Origin of the sequence: Fluviicola sp. (assembly GCF_039596355.1) — a bacterium.
In the GTDB taxonomy this organism is placed as follows: domain Bacteria; phylum Bacteroidota; class Bacteroidia; order Flavobacteriales_D; family Crocinitomicaceae; genus Fluviicola.
This window is the reverse complement of record NZ_JBCNJW010000009.1, coordinates 22,978-39,105: the sequence shown is the minus strand read 5'-3', so window position 1 is coordinate 39,105 and position 16,128 is coordinate 22,978. Positions and strand designations below refer to the sequence as shown.

Annotated in this window: 15 protein-coding genes; 12 read left to right on the top strand and 3 right to left on the bottom strand. The window is 45.2% G+C overall.

The window, feature by feature from the left end:
* The first annotated feature begins 223 nt into the window (after nucleotides 1–223).
* From purL to ABDV94_RS15205, 11 genes are all read left to right on the top strand, one after another.
* Entirely contained in the window at nucleotides 224–2,461 is a 2,238-nt protein-coding gene (gene purL / locus ABDV94_RS15255; RefSeq protein WP_343748071.1) for a phosphoribosylformylglycinamidine synthase subunit PurL, read from the top strand.
* Nucleotides 2,462–2,562: 101 nt separating this feature from the next.
* On the top strand, nucleotides 2,563–3,189 hold the full coding sequence (rsmG, locus tag ABDV94_RS15250; protein ID WP_343748070.1) for a 16S rRNA (guanine(527)-N(7))-methyltransferase RsmG: 627 nt from the start codon (nucleotides 2,563–2,565) through the stop codon (nucleotides 3,187–3,189).
* A 184-nt stretch (nucleotides 3,190–3,373) separates the two neighbouring features.
* A complete protein-coding gene (locus tag ABDV94_RS15245; RefSeq protein ID WP_343748069.1) occupies nucleotides 3,374–3,997 on the top strand; it encodes a hypothetical protein in 624 nt (207 codons plus the stop codon).
* A 10-nt stretch (nucleotides 3,998–4,007) separates the two neighbouring features.
* Nucleotides 4,008–5,885, top strand: a complete 1,878-nt coding sequence (locus tag ABDV94_RS15240; RefSeq protein ID WP_343748068.1) for a T9SS type A sorting domain-containing protein — start codon at nucleotides 4,008–4,010, stop codon at nucleotides 5,883–5,885.
* Nucleotides 5,886–6,096: 211 nt separating this feature from the next.
* A complete protein-coding gene (locus tag ABDV94_RS15235) occupies nucleotides 6,097–6,558 on the top strand; it encodes a DUF1801 domain-containing protein (protein WP_343748067.1) in 462 nt (153 codons plus the stop codon).
* Nucleotides 6,559–6,561: 3 nt separating this feature from the next.
* A complete protein-coding gene (locus tag ABDV94_RS15230; RefSeq protein ID WP_343748066.1) occupies nucleotides 6,562–7,212 on the top strand; it encodes a hypothetical protein in 651 nt (216 codons plus the stop codon).
* Between the two features lie 114 nt (nucleotides 7,213–7,326).
* The gene (locus tag ABDV94_RS15225; protein WP_343748065.1) at nucleotides 7,327–7,680 is read left to right on the top strand and encodes a hypothetical protein; all 354 of its coding nucleotides are present in this window, start codon (nucleotides 7,327–7,329) and stop codon (nucleotides 7,678–7,680) included.
* A complete protein-coding gene (locus ABDV94_RS15220) occupies nucleotides 7,674–8,171 on the top strand; it encodes a hypothetical protein (protein ID WP_343748064.1) in 498 nt (165 codons plus the stop codon). Before ABDV94_RS15225 ends, ABDV94_RS15220 begins: the two co-directional genes overlap by 7 nt.
* Nucleotides 8,172–8,300: 129 nt before the next feature.
* Nucleotides 8,301–8,720: a helix-turn-helix domain-containing protein gene (locus ABDV94_RS15215; protein ID WP_343748063.1), complete on the top strand. Its 420-nt coding sequence runs from the start codon at nucleotides 8,301–8,303 to the stop codon at nucleotides 8,718–8,720.
* 141 nt (nucleotides 8,721–8,861) lie between these two features.
* Entirely contained in the window at nucleotides 8,862–10,406 is a 1,545-nt protein-coding gene (locus tag ABDV94_RS15210; RefSeq protein ID WP_343748062.1) for an MFS transporter, read from the top strand.
* A gap of 12 nt (nucleotides 10,407–10,418) precedes the next feature.
* Entirely contained in the window at nucleotides 10,419–10,640 is a 222-nt protein-coding gene (locus ABDV94_RS15205; protein ID WP_343748061.1) for a DUF6814 family protein, read from the top strand.
* Between the two features lie 169 nt (nucleotides 10,641–10,809).
* On the opposite strand, the gene ABDV94_RS15200 is transcribed toward ABDV94_RS15205, so the two are convergent.
* The 3 genes from ABDV94_RS15200 to aceB all read right to left on the bottom strand — a co-directional run bounded on the left by ABDV94_RS15200 (nucleotide 10,810) and on the right by aceB (nucleotide 14,323).
* Nucleotides 10,810–11,271 carry a hypothetical protein gene (locus ABDV94_RS15200; RefSeq protein ID WP_343748060.1) on the bottom strand — a complete coding sequence of 154 codons (462 nt, stop codon included), beginning with the start codon at nucleotides 11,269–11,271 and terminating at the stop codon, nucleotides 10,810–10,812.
* A 65-nt stretch (nucleotides 11,272–11,336) separates the two neighbouring features.
* Nucleotides 11,337–12,614, bottom strand: a complete 1,278-nt coding sequence (gene aceA, locus ABDV94_RS15195) for an isocitrate lyase (RefSeq protein ID WP_343748059.1) — start codon at nucleotides 12,612–12,614, stop codon at nucleotides 11,337–11,339.
* 116 nt (nucleotides 12,615–12,730) lie between these two features.
* On the bottom strand, nucleotides 12,731–14,323 hold the full coding sequence (aceB, locus tag ABDV94_RS15190; RefSeq protein ID WP_343748058.1) for a malate synthase A: 1,593 nt from the start codon (nucleotides 14,321–14,323) through the stop codon (nucleotides 12,731–12,733).
* A 166-nt stretch (nucleotides 14,324–14,489) separates the two neighbouring features.
* Between aceB and ABDV94_RS15185 the strand changes: the two genes are divergently transcribed.
* Entirely contained in the window at nucleotides 14,490–15,962 is a 1,473-nt protein-coding gene (locus ABDV94_RS15185) for a helix-turn-helix domain-containing protein (protein ID WP_343748199.1), read from the top strand.
* Nucleotides 15,963–16,128 lie beyond the last annotated feature (166 nt).

Sequence of the window (16,128 nt, the reverse complement as noted above, 5' to 3'; positions counted from 1 at the left end):
TAGAAATAGTTCAAAAGTTCAATCAGCTGTTTTTTCGAACTTTTCAAACTATTGAACTTTCTGAACAGCATGAATCTTTAATCCTCATCTGCCAGTTTGAATCTGTGTTAAAAAAAACGGGAACTCTTTGAACTTTTTTCCTCCGAATTTTCAATACGGAATTCAGAATTAGGCATTCGGAATTAGACAGGAATGATTACTTTTGCGTCAAAGTTTTTATAAAATGAGTACTTCCCTTAAGCAAGAAGCGACACTTGAACAGGCAGTTGAACTAGGACTGCGCGCAGATGAATTTGAAATGATCAAAGGCATTCTGGGCCGCACACCAAACTTCACCGAAACTGCTGTTTATTCTGTGATGTGGTCTGAACACTGTTCGTACAAGAACTCCATCTACTGGCTGAAACAACTTCCAAAAGACGGACCTCACATGTTGGTAAAAGCAGGAGAAGAAAATGCCGGATTGGTTGACCTGGGTGACGGAATCGGATGTGTGTTCAAAATCGAATCTCACAACCACCCTTCTGCTCTGGAGCCATACCAGGGAGCTGCAACAGGTGTTGGGGGTATCAACCGTGATATTTTCACGATGGGTGCTCGCCCCGTTGCTCAATTGAACTCATTGCGTTTCGGAGACATTGAAGAAGCGCGTACCAAATGGCTCGTAAAAGGAGTGGTAAAAGGAATCGGGGATTACGGGAACGCATTCGGTATTCCGATCGTAGGAGGTGAAGTATTCTTCGATAAATCTTACAACCAAAACCCGTTGGTGAATGCATTCTCTGCAGGAATCATCGATACGAAAAAAGTGATTTCCGCAAAAGCGAAAGGTCCGGGGAACCCGGTTTACATTGTTGGTTCTGCAACAGGTAAAGACGGAATTGCCGGAGCAGCATTTGCATCGAAAGATATTACGGAAGAATCTGCACAGGATCTTCCATCCGTTCAGGTGGGTGACCCGTTCATGGAAAAATTGCTTTTGGAAGCAACCATGGAGCTGGCAAACACCGATGCTATTGTCGGAATGCAAGACATGGGAGCAGCAGGAATCACTTGCTCTACCTGTGAAATGAGTGCCGGAGGTGGTGTAGGAATGGAAATCCACCTGGACCGTGTACCAACCCGCCAGGAAAATATGCTTCCATACGAAATTCTGCTTTCCGAATCCCAGGAGCGTATGCTGGTGGTGATTCACAAAGGAAAAGAGCAGATCGTAAAAGATATTTTCACGAAATGGGATTTGCATGCAGAAGAAATCGGAACGGTAACAGACGATGGCCGCATCCGTTACTACATGAACGGAGAATTGGTAGGAGACGTTCCTGCTGAGTCTTTGGTACTGGGAGGCGGAGCACCGCAATACCAGCGTGAGTATTCCGAGCCTGCTTACTTCCAGGAATACAAAAAATTCGATATCCATTCGGTAGAACAACCTGAAAACCTGAAAGAAGTAGGGTTCTTCCTGTTGGGACAGCCGAATATCGCTTCCAAGCGTTGGGTCTACGAACAGTACGACTCCATGGTCGGGACAAAAACGATGTCGACAAACCGTCCTACAGATGCAGGGATCGTGAACCTGAAGGGAACCGAGAAAGCATTAGCGATGACTGTTGACTGTAATTCACGCTACGTAAACGCTGACCCGGAAGTGGGAACGGCAATCGCAGTATCTGAAGCAGCAAGAAACATTGTTGTGTCCGGCGGTATTCCAAGTGCAATCACGAACTGTCTGAACTTCGGGAACCCGTACAACCCGGAATCCTACTGGCAGTTTGTCGGAGCGATCAAGGGAATGTCAAAAGCATGTTTGAAATTTGAAACTCCGGTAACGGGAGGAAACGTTTCCTTCTACAACCAAAGTAATATCGGCGGAAAAGAGATTCCGGTTTTCCCAACTCCAACCATCGGAATGATCGGTTTGGTGGAAGATAAATCAAAAATCATGTCTTTGGATTTCAAACAAAAAGGAGATTTGATCTTCGTTTTGGGAGATTCAGTTGACTGTATTTCTTCTTCCGAATACCTGGCGAAATACCACAAAATTGATGCCTCACCGGCTCCACACTTCGATTTGGACAAAGAATACGACCTGCAGCAATCCATCAAAGGATTGATCGGGCTGGAACTGATCAATGCGGCACACGACTGTGCTGACGGAGGTTTGTTTGTAACCCTGGTTGAGATGTCTATGCCGCGCGGACTTGGATTCGACATCGTGACGGATTCTGAAGTACGTGAAGATGCTTTCTTGTTCGGAGAAGCTCAAAGCCGTGTAGTCGTAACCGTTCCGGAAGAAACCGAAGAAGAATTCATCGAATACATGATGGGAAGCGGCGTGAATTACACCTTGCTTGGCCATGTAACAAAAGGAAAAATGATGGTTGACGACGAGCATTTCGGATTCATCTCTGAAGCAAAAGAGATTTACGATAATGCTTTAGGAAAACTCATTGAAGGATAAAAAATAATTATCAATTATACATTGATTTAATGATCAAGGGGTTTCCGGTTAACGAGTAAACCCCTTGATAATTTATAATTGTTAATTAAAGTATAAAATAAATGGAACTCATCTCAAAATACTTCCCGGATCTTACTGATGTGCAACGCGCTCAATTCGGGCAGTTGAAGGATTTGTATGAACACTGGAATGCACAAATCAATGTGATTTCGAGAAAGGATATGGATGAGTTTTACGAACGCCACGTACTGCATTCATTGGGAATTGCCAAAATCATGGCGTTTGCTCCCGGATCACACGTACTTGACATCGGTACCGGCGGAGGATTCCCGGGTATTCCGCTGGCAATCCTGTTTCCGGAAGTTCAGTTCCACCTGGTAGATTCCATCGGAAAAAAAATCAAAGTCGTCAAAGAAGTTGCAGCAGCTCTGAACCTCCAAAACGTTCGCGCAACACACGCCCGGGCGGAAGAAATCAAAGAGCAGTTCGATTTTATCGTAAGCCGCGCCGTGACCGCGATGCCGGCGTTCCTTCCATGGACCAAAGGAAAGTTTCTTTCCGAAAACAAAAACCCGCTTCCAAACGGAATTCTCTACCTGAAAGGCGGCGATCTGACTGAAGAGTTTGCTTCTGTCAAACAAGCTTACACCATCCACCCGCTTCAACCGATTTTCCCGGGAGAATTTTTCGAAACGAAAGCCGTAGTTTACGTAAAAATGAAGGTGTAATTCTGCAATTCACTACGAAACAGCTACTTAACAAACCATAAATTTCACCATCTGTTAATTTTACATTAAATATTCGCCGAACGCTGTTAAATAATCGACGAAAGTCGCGATTTATACATTGAGTCGTTGGTTTTTCTCCTAACCAACTGTTATTTAGTATACTTGTGTATAAACCCTATTGCTTATGAAGTCGTTGTACCTACTACTATGCCTGTCAGCAGGCATTTCCGGCAACTTGTTTGCACAAACGAACTACTCAACCATAGCCTCCAATAGGATCATTCAAAAACACCACCTTCCGGCAACCGTTGCCAAAATTGCTCAGATTGACCCTGCAAGACTCCAGGTTTTGTGGAATTATTTCAGCAATAGCTTCTCATTTTCCGCACCGGAATCCAATTTCACGATTGAAGAGTTGCTCAATATCCAGCATTTTGATGTCTCGGAATACGAGCACCTGAGGCAAGACAATGCACCTGTCCAGTTTATCTTCAGAGGAAGTATTCACATTACGCTCAAATCCGGGCAGGAACTGAATGCACTGCTTCAGGGTTACGACCTTGATGCTTTGCTGCACGAGCTTCCACTACGACCTTTCCCGGAATGGACAGCCGTCAATTTTACAGAATCTGATTTCGAGAACTACAAAAAACAAGTCTGGGACTGGGCAAGAGATTATCCCGAAGCTTACCTGGAGTTGACAGCGGACACCAACCGGATGCATATTCGCTTTCATGAGTGGCAGAACCTGGAAGATACCAGACGCACACAGATTCTGAATGGAATGAATTATTTAATCATCGATTAAACTGCCGGCTATGAAATCCAACAACATTCTTATACTCGCTTTCACCCTCACCTCTTTTACTCAAAGCAGCTTCGGACAATGTTCGGGAGGAAGTTCATTTGCATCAGTAGCTGCTCCAACAGGAACAGCATCTACGACTATCAGCAGTTGCAACTGGGCCGGGGATTACAACACCATTACCGGGGTTGTTTCGGGAAGTACTTATACACTCACCACCAGCCCGGCTGCATGTATCACCATTCACAGTGGTTCTCCGACCGGAACTGTGGTTGCTTACGGAAGCTCATCTGTTTCATTCACCGCTCCCTCATCCGGAACGTATTACATGACACTGAATGCAAACTGTACCGGGTGTGGAACGGGAACTACCTGTCTCACAACAACCATTACCTGCAACTCCTGCGGAACAGGACCTTGCGCCAGTGTCTCCAACATCCCGGGTTGCGGTCAGTCATTTAACTTAACAACGACAGGAGCCTCATCTTTTATCTCAACCTTTTGTTCGACTTCCACTCCGGGACTGGAACAGGTTTATACCTACACAGCAACGTCTACCGGGAACTATTCGTTCAACGTAACCTCCGTAACAGGAGGCGGTTACGCCATCGGGTGGAAAGCCAGCTCCGGGGGATGTTCTGCGACCGGATGGACTTGTGCGGGAATAGCAACTGCTCCGGGATCTGTGGGAACAATCGCTCTCACTTCCGGAACAACTTATTATTTTATTATGGATGCCACTTCAACCGCCGCTTCCGGGATTACCTTCTCACTGACCTGTCCTTCCGGCGGGCCAACCGTGGCGGGAGACTGCGGGATAGCAGCAAACGTTTGTTCCAATGCATCTTTTTCGATCCAGCCTAACGGCTATGGAGCAACCAATGAGATTTGTACCGCCGGAACCTGTGCTGCAAACCCAAGTACAAACGTTTCTAGCTCAAACCCCGGCTGCCTGCTTTCCGGAGAGCTGAACAGTACCTGGATGATCGTAAACGTATTGACAGGAGGAACATTGACATTCCAGATGGGAACACCGAATTCGGGAACTTTCAACTGCCTCGACTGGTCGATGTGGAGTTATACCGCAACAACCTGTGCCAGTATCCTGGCCGGAACCCAGGCCCCTGTTCGTTGTAACTATAACGGTTCCTGTGAGCAATTCACCGGTTTGGCAAGCGCTCTTCCTACAGGAGCAACTTCCATGACCAACTGGGAATCTCCGATTACCGTAGGTTCTTATACTCAATACCTGATCTGTTTGTCCAACTACTCTTCGGCAATCACCACTGTTCCGTTGTCTTTCGGAGGAACGGCAGTAGTCAGCTGTTCGCCGTTGGGAATGGAGAACGTGAGTTTGACCGGAAAAAACGAAGCCGGGTACAATGCACTCGAATGGGTTAGTTCCAGCGAATTCAATGCAGACAAATACCTTGTTGAACGCAGTGACGACGGAATGAATTATACGGAAATCGGAACGGTTGAAGCACAAGGTTTGAGCATGGAATCACTTACTTACCAGTTTGAAGACCTGCAACCTGCCAATAACCTTTCTTATTATCGTGTCAGACTGATCCGCGAAAACGGAAGTTCATCCAGCTCCAATACGCTGACACTGGAACGCCAGTATTCCAAAGATGTGGAAATCGTTAAGACCTATCCGAATCCGGCTTCTGAGGATTTGAATATTATCCTGGCTTCCAAAACAGATGCTTCCTACGAACTCTCACTTTCCAACCTGAACGGACAGCAGGTTTTCAAGGGAAATCAAACGGTTCAGAAAGGATTAACATACGCTTCTATCAACGTTTCTGATTTCCGGAACGGGTTCTACCTGCTCACGGTTTCTCAGAACGGAAAAAATATTGCGACGCATAAGATCGTCATCGAGTGATTTTCTTTAATGAGAATCAGTTTTGGGGGCCGGCAAATTTTGCCGGCCTTTTTTATCGTTGCCTTTAACGTTGCCTTCGACTCCGTTCAGTCAACATTACTACAGGCCGCTCAGTCAACATCATTACAAGCTGAGCAGTCAACGATAAAAAGAAGATTGTTCCAATCACACTTTTCAGTAAAAACCTTTAACTTGGAGAAAATTTTAATCCATGCAAAACCCGGGTACAACTCCAGATGAATTGATTAACAACGCTCCTGAAGAGCGAAAAGCGGCATTAAACAAGTTGAGAAAGACGATCCTGGACAATCTTCCCGGAGGTTTTAAGGAGTGTCTTAATTACGGAATGGTTGGCTACGTGGTTCCGCATACGATCTATCCGGCAGGGTATCACTGCGATCCCAAACTTCCGCTTCCTTTCATGAGTTTTGCTTCTCAGAAGAACTTCATTGCGTTTTACCACATGGGCTTGTATGCCAACCAGGAACTACTGAACTGGTTTGTTTCCGAGTATACAAAAGTCAGTAAAACCAAACTGGACATGGGAAAAAGCTGTGTCCGCTTCAAAAAACCGGATCAGATTCCGTTCGGTCTTATCGGGGAACTGGTCTCTAAAATAAGTGCAGAAGAGTGGATTGCTTTGTACGAAAAGAACCTTAAATCAACAAAATAAACTATGAGTGATATTCTTGACAACATGAGCTTTTTTGCTCAGAAAAACGTGGATTTGAAGAACTTGAATTACCCGTTGAAGTTTACATTCAAGATCGGAACCATGTCGAATGACTTTGTGATTGAAGACTCCGGATCTTCCACACTGGCTTATGTTCGCCAGAAGATGTTCAAATTCATTGATGAAATCCAGGTATTTACAGATACCAGTAAAACCAACCTGGAATTCACGATCAAAGCAAACAAGTGGATTGATTTTTCGGCAACCTATGTTTTCACCGATAAGAACGGGATCGAAAAAGGCCGTGTTGCCAGAAAAGGCTGGGCCTCGATCTGGAAAGCACGCTATGATGTCTACGATCAGAATCAGCACCTGGCTTTCCACATCATGGAAGAAAATGCCTGGACCAAGGTTTTTGACAGCATGTTTAGCGAAATTCCGATTTTGGGAATCTTTACCGGGTATGTTTTCAACCCGAAATACATTGTCGGGAGACCGGACGGTTCAAAAGTGATGCGCCTGAAGAAAAACCCATCTATGTTCGGAAGAAAATTCACCCTCGATAAAATCGGCCCCACAAACAATACCAGTGAAGACGAATGCATCGTGCTTTCGCTGATGATGATGATTTTGCTGGAAAGAAGAAGAGGATAATCAAACGTTACGGCTGATTTTTCAGCCGTAACTTTCAACAAATTGAAAAGGTTCACAGAAAGTTTCAATCTTTCCCGACGACGTTTTCATCCACCTGTACAATATGATCAACACATGAAAGGAAGTATTGGTCTTCGTATCATCAAATACGCTTTAAACCTGCTGGGATTAACCTGGATGCTGTATCTCACCGTGTTTTCTTATGAGCTCATTGCGTATATTCCGGACTGCTCTTATGTGGGTGATGTTATTGCATCCAACATCAACAGATTACTTCCATTTTACCTGTTGTTGCTCCTCATTTTAACAGGAATTAATTTCCTGATTGAACGAAAAGTGGAAAAACGAACCGGAACCCGGGAATATTTTTATCTGTTCATCTTCCAATGCATTGCACTCATCCTCATAGCCGGAATTTCCGAAGCTCCTGTATTTGGCACAAAAAACCACATACCAGCGACGTGCTGAACAGCGAAAACCCTTCAATCCGGAAACAACCGGCTAAAACAATCATTGATTTTCTCCATTGGTACCGGACTGACCAAACAATCAACACGTTCGAACTGGTCGACAATACCGATAACACACCTTTCGATTCCACCAGATTCTACGCAGTTAATTTTACGGAAACGGAAAAATACCTTGGCGCTTTGAAAGCAACAGGATTCGTTTCAGAAAAATATCGGGATCACTGGAGAGCCTATTTCAAAACCTGCACACAGGCACTTCGGAAAAATCCTGCAAACGACGGCCCTCCGGAAGGATTCGAATACGATTTCATAATGCTCTCGCAGGACTATGAAGATGATTTGAAAGACCTCGACCAAGCCAAAGTGCTCATACAATTCGTGTTTGAAAAACGAGCTTATATTAAGATTCGTTTCCCGCATGGAAACATCCTAACCTATGAACTTTCCAGGACAGGGAATCGCTGGGAAATTGACCGGATCTTCCGGTAATTCCATTTTGAGAACCGCTTTTTCTCAGAAGAAATCCGGTTATTTCACTGGTTTTCAAGGAAAATTTCTGAAAAACGACTGATCATATCGCTAAAATACTATATTTATGCAAAAATAAAATAGCATCTGATGAAAATTGAAAGCTGTCCCAAATGCAGAAGCCCCAAAATCATTAAAAGCGGTATTGTCAACAACCGGCAGCGTTATACCTGCAAACAATGCTCTTACAACTTCACCGTAGACAAAATCGGGAAGAAAATTGACGATTACTACATCACCAAAGCGCTTCAGCTTTACCTGGAAGGATTGAGTTACCGGGAGATCGAACGCATTATCGGGGTCTCGCACGTAACAGTCTCCAACTGGGTCAGACACTACAAAATCAAGCGGCTGAACGACGGAAACTACCATCCCACCTACCGCATCATCACACATCATGAATTGGTGGAACAACTTAAAAACAAGGATTTTCTTACCGGAGCAGGAATGATTATCACGGAACTCGGCGATAAATTTATGCTCATTAAATGGGAACGATTCAGGGATTAGCTATATCATTTACAAAAATATATAACTCTTTTTACTCTTTAACCTGAATTACGGAATATTGGAGAAACGAAAACGGCTCACGAGCTTCCGGAACTCAGCAGTCGTTTTGCTACGAACTTATAAAACGTAATTCGAAAGGACATGAGTAACAATACATCATCAAAAGGAATCTGGAAAGTCATTTCCGCCTCCTCCGTCGGAACATTAATCGAGTGGTACGACTTTTACATTTTCGGAAGTTTGGCCGTTGTCATCTCGACCAAATTTTTCCCGGCAGACAATCCTGTAGCCGCATTCTTATCCACCCTGGCAACATTTGCTGCCGGTTTCGTTGTCAGACCCTTCGGAGCTTTGTTCTTCGGACGCCTGGGTGATTTGATCGGACGAAAATACACCTTCATGGTCACCTTGCTTTTAATGGGTGGAGCCACATTCCTGATCGGATGTGTTCCTTCCTACGAAAGCATCGGGGTCTTTGCCCCAATCCTCATTTTATTACTCCGCTTACTCCAGGGACTTGCTCTCGGAGGTGAATACGGTGGTGCTGCAACGTATGTCGCAGAACACTCTCCGGAAGGACAACGCGGATACTGGACTTCCTGGATTCAGACAACTGCCACCTTCGGTTTGTTTGTCTCCCTGGTTGTCATCCTGATCACACGCGGAAGTTTAACAGAAGAACAATTCGATACCTGGGGATGGCGCGTACCGTTCTGGGTTTCCATCCTGATGGTAGCCGTTTCATACCTTATCCGTAAGAAAATGCACGAATCTCCTGAGTTTGCAAAAGCAAAAAGCGAAGGAAAAATCTCTAAAAATCCGTTGAAAGAGAGCTTCGGAAACAAACTGAATTTCAAATTCGTTTTGCTTGCACTTTTCGGAGTTGCGATGGGACAGGGTGTTGTCTGGTACACCGGACAGTTCTACGCCATGAGCTTCATTAAAACCGTGATGAACATTGACGCACAGCAGGTCGACACCCTGATGGGAATTGCCCTTCTGATGGGAACTCCGTTTTTCGTGGTCTTCGGCTGGATGTCGGACAAAATTGGCAGAAAGAAAATCATGCTTGCCGGAATGTTGCTGGCCATTGTATGCTACCGGCCAATCTACCGCATCATGTACGAACGAACCAATGTAGAACATAAAAAAGAACTCCTGGTTTCGACGAAAACCGATCTTTCAGCAACAGCCGTAGCAGCCGGAACGGATTCACTTTACACGACTGTGAACACCTATTCAGACGGAACGGTTTGGACTCAGAAGAAAACGGTTCACCTGGACAAAGATCAAAAAGTGATCGTAGCAGCAGGGAAACCGCGCATCGACAACAAGATTTCGATCAGCATTCCAAGTTCGGATAAGTGGTTCCTGACATTCCTTGTATTCATCCAGGTGATTTTCGTAACGATGGTTTACGGCCCGATTGCAGCCTTCCTGGTCGAAATGTTCCCGGTACAAATCCGCTACACTTCGATGTCGCTTCCATACCACATCGGAAACGGAATCTTCGGAGGGCTTTTACCTGCCATTTCTACTTATCTCGTAACCCAGTCGAAAGACAGTGGCAATTCGGAATTCTACCTGGACGGTTTGTGGTATCCGATTATTATTGCAGCCGTGAGCTTTGTCATCGGACTGATCTATGTGAAGGACAAGAAACCGACCAACGTTATTAACAATTAAAAAAACAGCGACATGAATATCATTAAAAGAGTTTTAGGCGTTTTATGGCTTTTGCTTGCCGCGCTGTCAGCATACTTCTGTGTAGTGAAGTTCGGAATTCCGAAGTTTTCAACAGGAAGCCAGGATGACCTGGTATTTGGAATCATCATCCTCTTTATTCTTACTCCGTTAATTGTTCTTGGTCTGGCGATCTTCGGATATTACGCCATCAAGGGAGAATACGACGACGAGTAGTTTATTTTTATACTGTTTAACAGGAAGCACTTTCGGAAACGGAAGTGCTTTTTGGTTTTAGGGGATTTCGGCAGAAAAACATGGATAGACATCCATCTATTAGCCCAGCGACAGCAGGCTTTTTATACCATTTTATAGATTTGTAAAATGGTATAAAAAAACCGGTTCCCTAATTCGCAATGATGCGAACAGTGATGCTCAACTCTTCTAACGCTTTCTCGGAAGAATTATACAAACACCCTTCCACAACCACCCGGACAACATCATCAACCACCCGGCTATCCGCAATGGTTGACCGACTCTTATCTACCACCGGCACCCCGACAATTTTGCCGGAGGAATCTACTTTTATTTTCAGCACGACCAAACCATTGTAATCGGATCGGATTTTCGAAATATCCGGCTTACCAATCAAATATCTTGAAAATGAAACCTTCGACAGCGTATCCCCCCGACTCTTACCTACAAAAGGTCGTTCAGCCGTATTGGTAAAATGACCTTTTAACCGAAGTGAATCCGTTTCCTGCTGCGCAAAAAGATTACAAGAAAAAAGTGTTAACGCGATGGAAAGGAAACATTGAACATGCATGATTTCAGGAATTACAGCAGCAAGATAGTCAATCCACTTCAAAAGGCAAGTAATAAAAAGCCACCTCCGCTTTTCACGAAGGTGGCAACTCTTAAACAAATCAACACTTAAAACTGAGCCGTTTCCGTCGAATCTTTCATCGCAACTGTTGATGAAACACCGTCCATCACCGTATTCTGAACTGCATCAAAATAGGTTGTACCAACAAAAGCCTGGTGTTTCACGGCCTTAAATCCTTCCGACTGCAGTGCAAATTCGCGCTCCTGCAATTCAGAATATCCAGCCATTCCGCGACGCTTGTACGCCAGCGACAACTCAAACATCGACGTATTCAAAGCATGGAAACCAGCCAGTGTAATGAACTGGAACCGATACCCCATTTCAGCCAATTCCTCACGGAAGGTTTCCATTTCCTGCTTTGATAATTTTGCAGCCCAATTAAATGAAGGCGAACAATTGTATGCCAGTAGTTTTCCCGGGTATTTTGCATGAATCGCTTGTGCAAACTGGCGTGCCTGCTCCAAATCCGGAGTTGAAGTTTCCATCCAGATCAAGTCTGCATACGGAGCATAAGACAGTCCCCGGTCAATTCCCTGCTCAATGCCGTTCTTTACATAAAAGAATCCTTCCGGAGAACGCTCGCCTGTTACAAACCGTCTGTCACGCTCATCGATATCACTTGTCAGCAAGTTTGCCGCATCTGCATCTGTACGGGCAACAATTAAAGTCGGAACGCCCATCACATCTGCCGCCAAGCGAGCCGCAATCAGTTTATTGATCGCTTCCTGTGTAGGAACCAGTACTTTTCCACCCAAGTGACCACACTTTTTAGCTGAAGAAAGCTGATCTTCAAAATGAACACCGGATGCACCAGCCTCGATCATTCCTTTCATCAACTCAAATGCATTCAGGTTTCCCCCAAATCCCGCCTCGGCATCTGCTACAATCGGAACCAGGTAATCTTTCTTGTTTTCAACTTTATTTACACTTTGAATCTGATCCGCACGAAGCAAGGCATTGTTGATCCGCTTCACAACCTGCGGCACACTATTTGCCGGGTAAAGCGACTGATCCGGGTACATTTCCCCGGCAAGATTCGCATCTGCCGCCACTTGCCAACCACTCAGGTAAATCGCTTCCAAACCGGCTTCCACTTCCTGGATCGCCTGGTTTCCTGTCAACGCCCCCAATCCGGCCACCCAGGACTGATTATTTAATTTATTCCAAAGAATTTCAGCTCCGCGACGCGCAACCGAATACTCAATCACATACGATCCCTGAAGCTCTACTACTTTTTCGGCCGTATATGGTCTCACGACACCTTTCCAACGCGGATTCGATACCCAATCCGCTACCAAAGCATTGATTCTTTCTTGTGTTTTCATAACTTTACACTGTTTTAAATAGTTACTCGATAATTGTTTTTAACTGAATTGCCGGATGTTGCAGCGTTCGGCAATTCCCTTTTTATAATTGTCCCTTTTCGGGATTTTTCCATTTTTTATTCCTGCGCGATATACGGATAGACAATCAGCGTCAGGAAATCGTCCAGCTGAGCAGCGCTTACCATCTGCAGGAACAAATCCGCCGCCAGGTCAAACTTCCCGGAAACAAATCGCTCCGGCCCCACATACGATTTGATCTTCATCAACTCTTCAGCGAGGTACTCCCGGTACAATTCAGCCGTGCAGGCACGCCGGTTTTCCAAAACCACCGACCGTTGCAGCCACAACCACAATTGCGCCCTGGAAATTTCAGCCGTAGCCGCATCTTCCATCAAGTGATACAAAGCAGCCGCTCCCGTTCCGTTCAGCCAGGATTCCAAATACAAAACGCCTACATTCAGATTTTTTCGCACACCTGCTTCCGTAATTGCTCCCTGCGGAAGTTCCAGCAACTGCTCCTGCGTAACGACTTCCGCCATGCGGTGCAGGTGCAGCTGGTTACTCGTCGGCATAAATTCATCAAAAACGGCTTTCGCCAGCGGAACCAATGCCGGATGAGCCACCCAGGTTCCGTCATGTCCGTTTTTCACCTCCCGGAGTTTATCTTCTTTGACCTTCGCAAAAGCACGGTCATTTGCCGCTTCATCATTTCTAACCGGGATTTGAGCCGCCATTCCGCCGATCGCCAGGATATTTCTCCGGTGACACACCTCGATCACCCGCTTCGAATAGGCATCCATAAACGGACTCGTCATCGTAATCTGGTCGCGATCCGGAACCATAAATCCCGAATGGTTTTTCATTTTCTTGATATAGGAAAAAATATAATCCCAGCGCCCGCAATTCAGTCCGGCAATATGATCTTTCAATTCGTAAATGATTTCATCCAGCTGAAAACTTGCCGTAATCGTTTCGATCAGAACGGTAGCTTTGATGGTCCCCTTTGGCAATCCGACGTATTCCTGCGCATAGTTAAACACCTCGTTCCACCAGGCCGCTTCGCGGTAATGCTCGAGTTTTGGCAGGTAGAAATACGGAGCGGTTCCACGCTGAATGAGTGTTTTCCAGTTATGAAAAAAATACAATCCGAAATCGACCAGGGATCCGGAAGCAGAAACACCTTCAAACTCCAGGTTTTGCTCTTCCAAATGCAACCCTCTGGGCCGCACGACCAAAACAGCTGTTTGCTCATTCAAGCGGTAGTGTTTTCCATTTTGTTCCAGTGAAATGGTTTGGTCGACCGCCTCTTTCAGGTTCTGCTGACCGTTCATCAGGTTGCTCCACGACGGACTGCAGGCATCTTCAAAATCAGCCATGAACACTTTCGCTCCCGAATTCAATCCGTTGATGACCATTTTGCGGTCTACCGGCCCGGTAATTTCCACGCGGCGGTCCTGTAAATCTGCCGGAATGGATTCCACCACCCAGTCACTTTCCCTGATCAACCGTGTTTCTTTCGGAAAATCAGGAGAACCTCCCTTATCAAAAACCTGCTGTTCCAGCTGCCGGTTTTCAAGCAAGACTTTTCGCCGCTGATTAAATTCTTTATGAAGTGAAAACAGGAAGAGCAATGCTTCCTTTGTAAGTACTTCTTCCGGATTCATGGAATTCCGTACTTCAATCATCTTGTTTCTCGTAATCGTTGTCATGCTGAATAGCTTAGCTGTTGTTTCGGAACAATATTACAAATTAAATTTTACAATTTCAGCGAACGTTCGCTATTTTTTTAAATAAATTTATTTAACCCATTTCCGCAAAGTTTCCGCAACTTTGTATCTTGCAGGTTTTATCACCCTTGAAACGCGTTTACAAATGATCGAAGAAGATTACATCCGGTTGATTTTTGGTTTGAAGATGAAACAAATCCGAACCGAAAGAAACCTCTCCCTTTTCGGACTGGCAAAAGCCACCGGATTGTCCAAATCGTACCTGAACGAGATTGAAAAGGGAAAGAAATACCCGAAGCGCGATAAAATCATTGCCCTGGCCGAAGCCCTGGAAACGAGTTACGATCAGTTGGTTTCCCTGAAACTAGACAAGAACCTGGCTCCAATCGGGGAAATCCTGCAATCCCGTCTTTTAAAGGAAATTCCATTGGAATTATTCGGAATCCGGGAAAGCGACCTGATCGATATCATTGCCGAAGCGCCGGTTAAGGTGAATGCTTTCATTTCGACACTGATCGAGATCTCCAAGCATTACAACCTGAGCAAGGAAAGTTTTTACCTCGCCGCTTTGCGTTCTTACCAGGAAGCGAACAACAACTATTTCGAAGAAATTGAAGTGGCTGCGGAAAAATTCTGCAAGGCCTATTCCATTGACCAGAATAAAAAAGTGTCGGCTCAGGATCTGGAGGAAATATTAATCGAAGAATACGGCTACACGATTAATAATGACGAACTGAGCCAGCACGAAGAATTGACCAACCTGCGTTCGGTTTTTATTCCAAACAGCAAAACGCTGCTGATTTCCAAGCAAACGGATCAATCACAGCGCACCTTTATTTACGCGAAAGAAATTGCATACAATTTCCTGAATATCACAGATCGCTTGTATACGTTTTCGTGGATCAAGTTCGACACTTTCGACCAGGTATTGAACAATTTCTACGCTTCTTATTTTGCAGGAGCCATGATCATTCCGCGCAAAATACTCGTTGAAGAACTGAAGGCTTTCTTTGACAAGAAACAGTTCGATTCCGAGGAGCTGCGCCGGATTATCAACCGGTTCACCGATTCGCCGGAAACATTCTACCAGCGACTCACCAACGTGCTTCCAAAAGATTTCAACCTGAAAAACTTATTCTTTCTCCGCTTCCGGCACAAACCGGGAAGAGGTTTCCAGATGACGAAAGAACTGCACATCACTTCATCGCAGGAACCACATGGAAACGAGAATAACCTGCATTATTGCAGAAGATGGGTTGCGATTAAAACACTTTCTGAAATTCCTGAAACCCAAAGCAAACACCTCATCGAAGCACAGATTTCTTCGTATGTTGATTCGAACCACCAATACCTCGTTTTGAGTTCTGCAACCAAAGACCCGATTCGCGGCGGATTTTACCGTAGCATTGCATTGGGAATCCTGATCTCGAACCAGGCACAAAACCGGATTTCATTCCTGGGCGACCCCGGAATTCCATCCAAACTGGTTGGCGTGAACTGTGAGAAATGTGCGATTGCCGACTGCCAGGAACGCGCAGCAGCCCCCACTCTACTGGAACGGGAACAACGCTTTGCAAAAACGGATCAGGTGGTACTCGAATTAATGAACAAGTTTAAGTAACTGAGATTTTTTGGAAACGCAAAGGAGCTGAGCGTGCAGAGCCTCCAATCTGACTGCCAACAAAAAAAAGACCCGCTTTAAAAGCGAGCCCTTCTTTTATCGAATGATTTTATGATTTATCTGCGTTCTTCTGCGAGATCATTCGGCTGAACACAGAACCGGTCTG

Bases quoted from the DNA above. Each gene is read 5' to 3' on its own strand.
- ABDV94_RS15245 (WP_343748069.1), top strand. From the start codon at position 3,374: ATGAAGTCGTTGTACCTACTACTATGCCTGTCAGCAGGCATTTCCGGC.
- aceA (WP_343748059.1), bottom strand. From the start codon at position 12,614: ATGAAAACACAAGAAAGAATCAATGCTTTGGTAGCGGATTGGGTATCG.
- ABDV94_RS15225 (WP_343748065.1), top strand. From the start codon at position 7,327: ATGAAAGGAAGTATTGGTCTTCGTATCATCAAATACGCTTTAAACCTG.
- rsmG (WP_343748070.1), top strand. From the start codon at position 2,563: ATGGAACTCATCTCAAAATACTTCCCGGATCTTACTGATGTGCAACGC.
- ABDV94_RS15230 (WP_343748066.1), top strand. From the start codon at position 6,562: ATGAGTGATATTCTTGACAACATGAGCTTTTTTGCTCAGAAAAACGTG.
- ABDV94_RS15215 (WP_343748063.1), top strand. From the start codon at position 8,301: ATGAAAATTGAAAGCTGTCCCAAATGCAGAAGCCCCAAAATCATTAAA.
- ABDV94_RS15210 (WP_343748062.1), top strand. From the start codon at position 8,862: ATGAGTAACAATACATCATCAAAAGGAATCTGGAAAGTCATTTCCGCC.
- ABDV94_RS15240 (WP_343748068.1), top strand. From the start codon at position 4,008: ATGAAATCCAACAACATTCTTATACTCGCTTTCACCCTCACCTCTTTT.
- ABDV94_RS15205 (WP_343748061.1), top strand. From the start codon at position 10,419: ATGAATATCATTAAAAGAGTTTTAGGCGTTTTATGGCTTTTGCTTGCC.
- ABDV94_RS15235 (WP_343748067.1), top strand. From the start codon at position 6,097: ATGCAAAACCCGGGTACAACTCCAGATGAATTGATTAACAACGCTCCT.
- aceB (WP_343748058.1), bottom strand. From the start codon at position 14,323: ATGACAACGATTACGAGAAACAAGATGATTGAAGTACGGAATTCCATG.
- purL (WP_343748071.1), top strand. From the start codon at position 224: ATGAGTACTTCCCTTAAGCAAGAAGCGACACTTGAACAGGCAGTTGAA.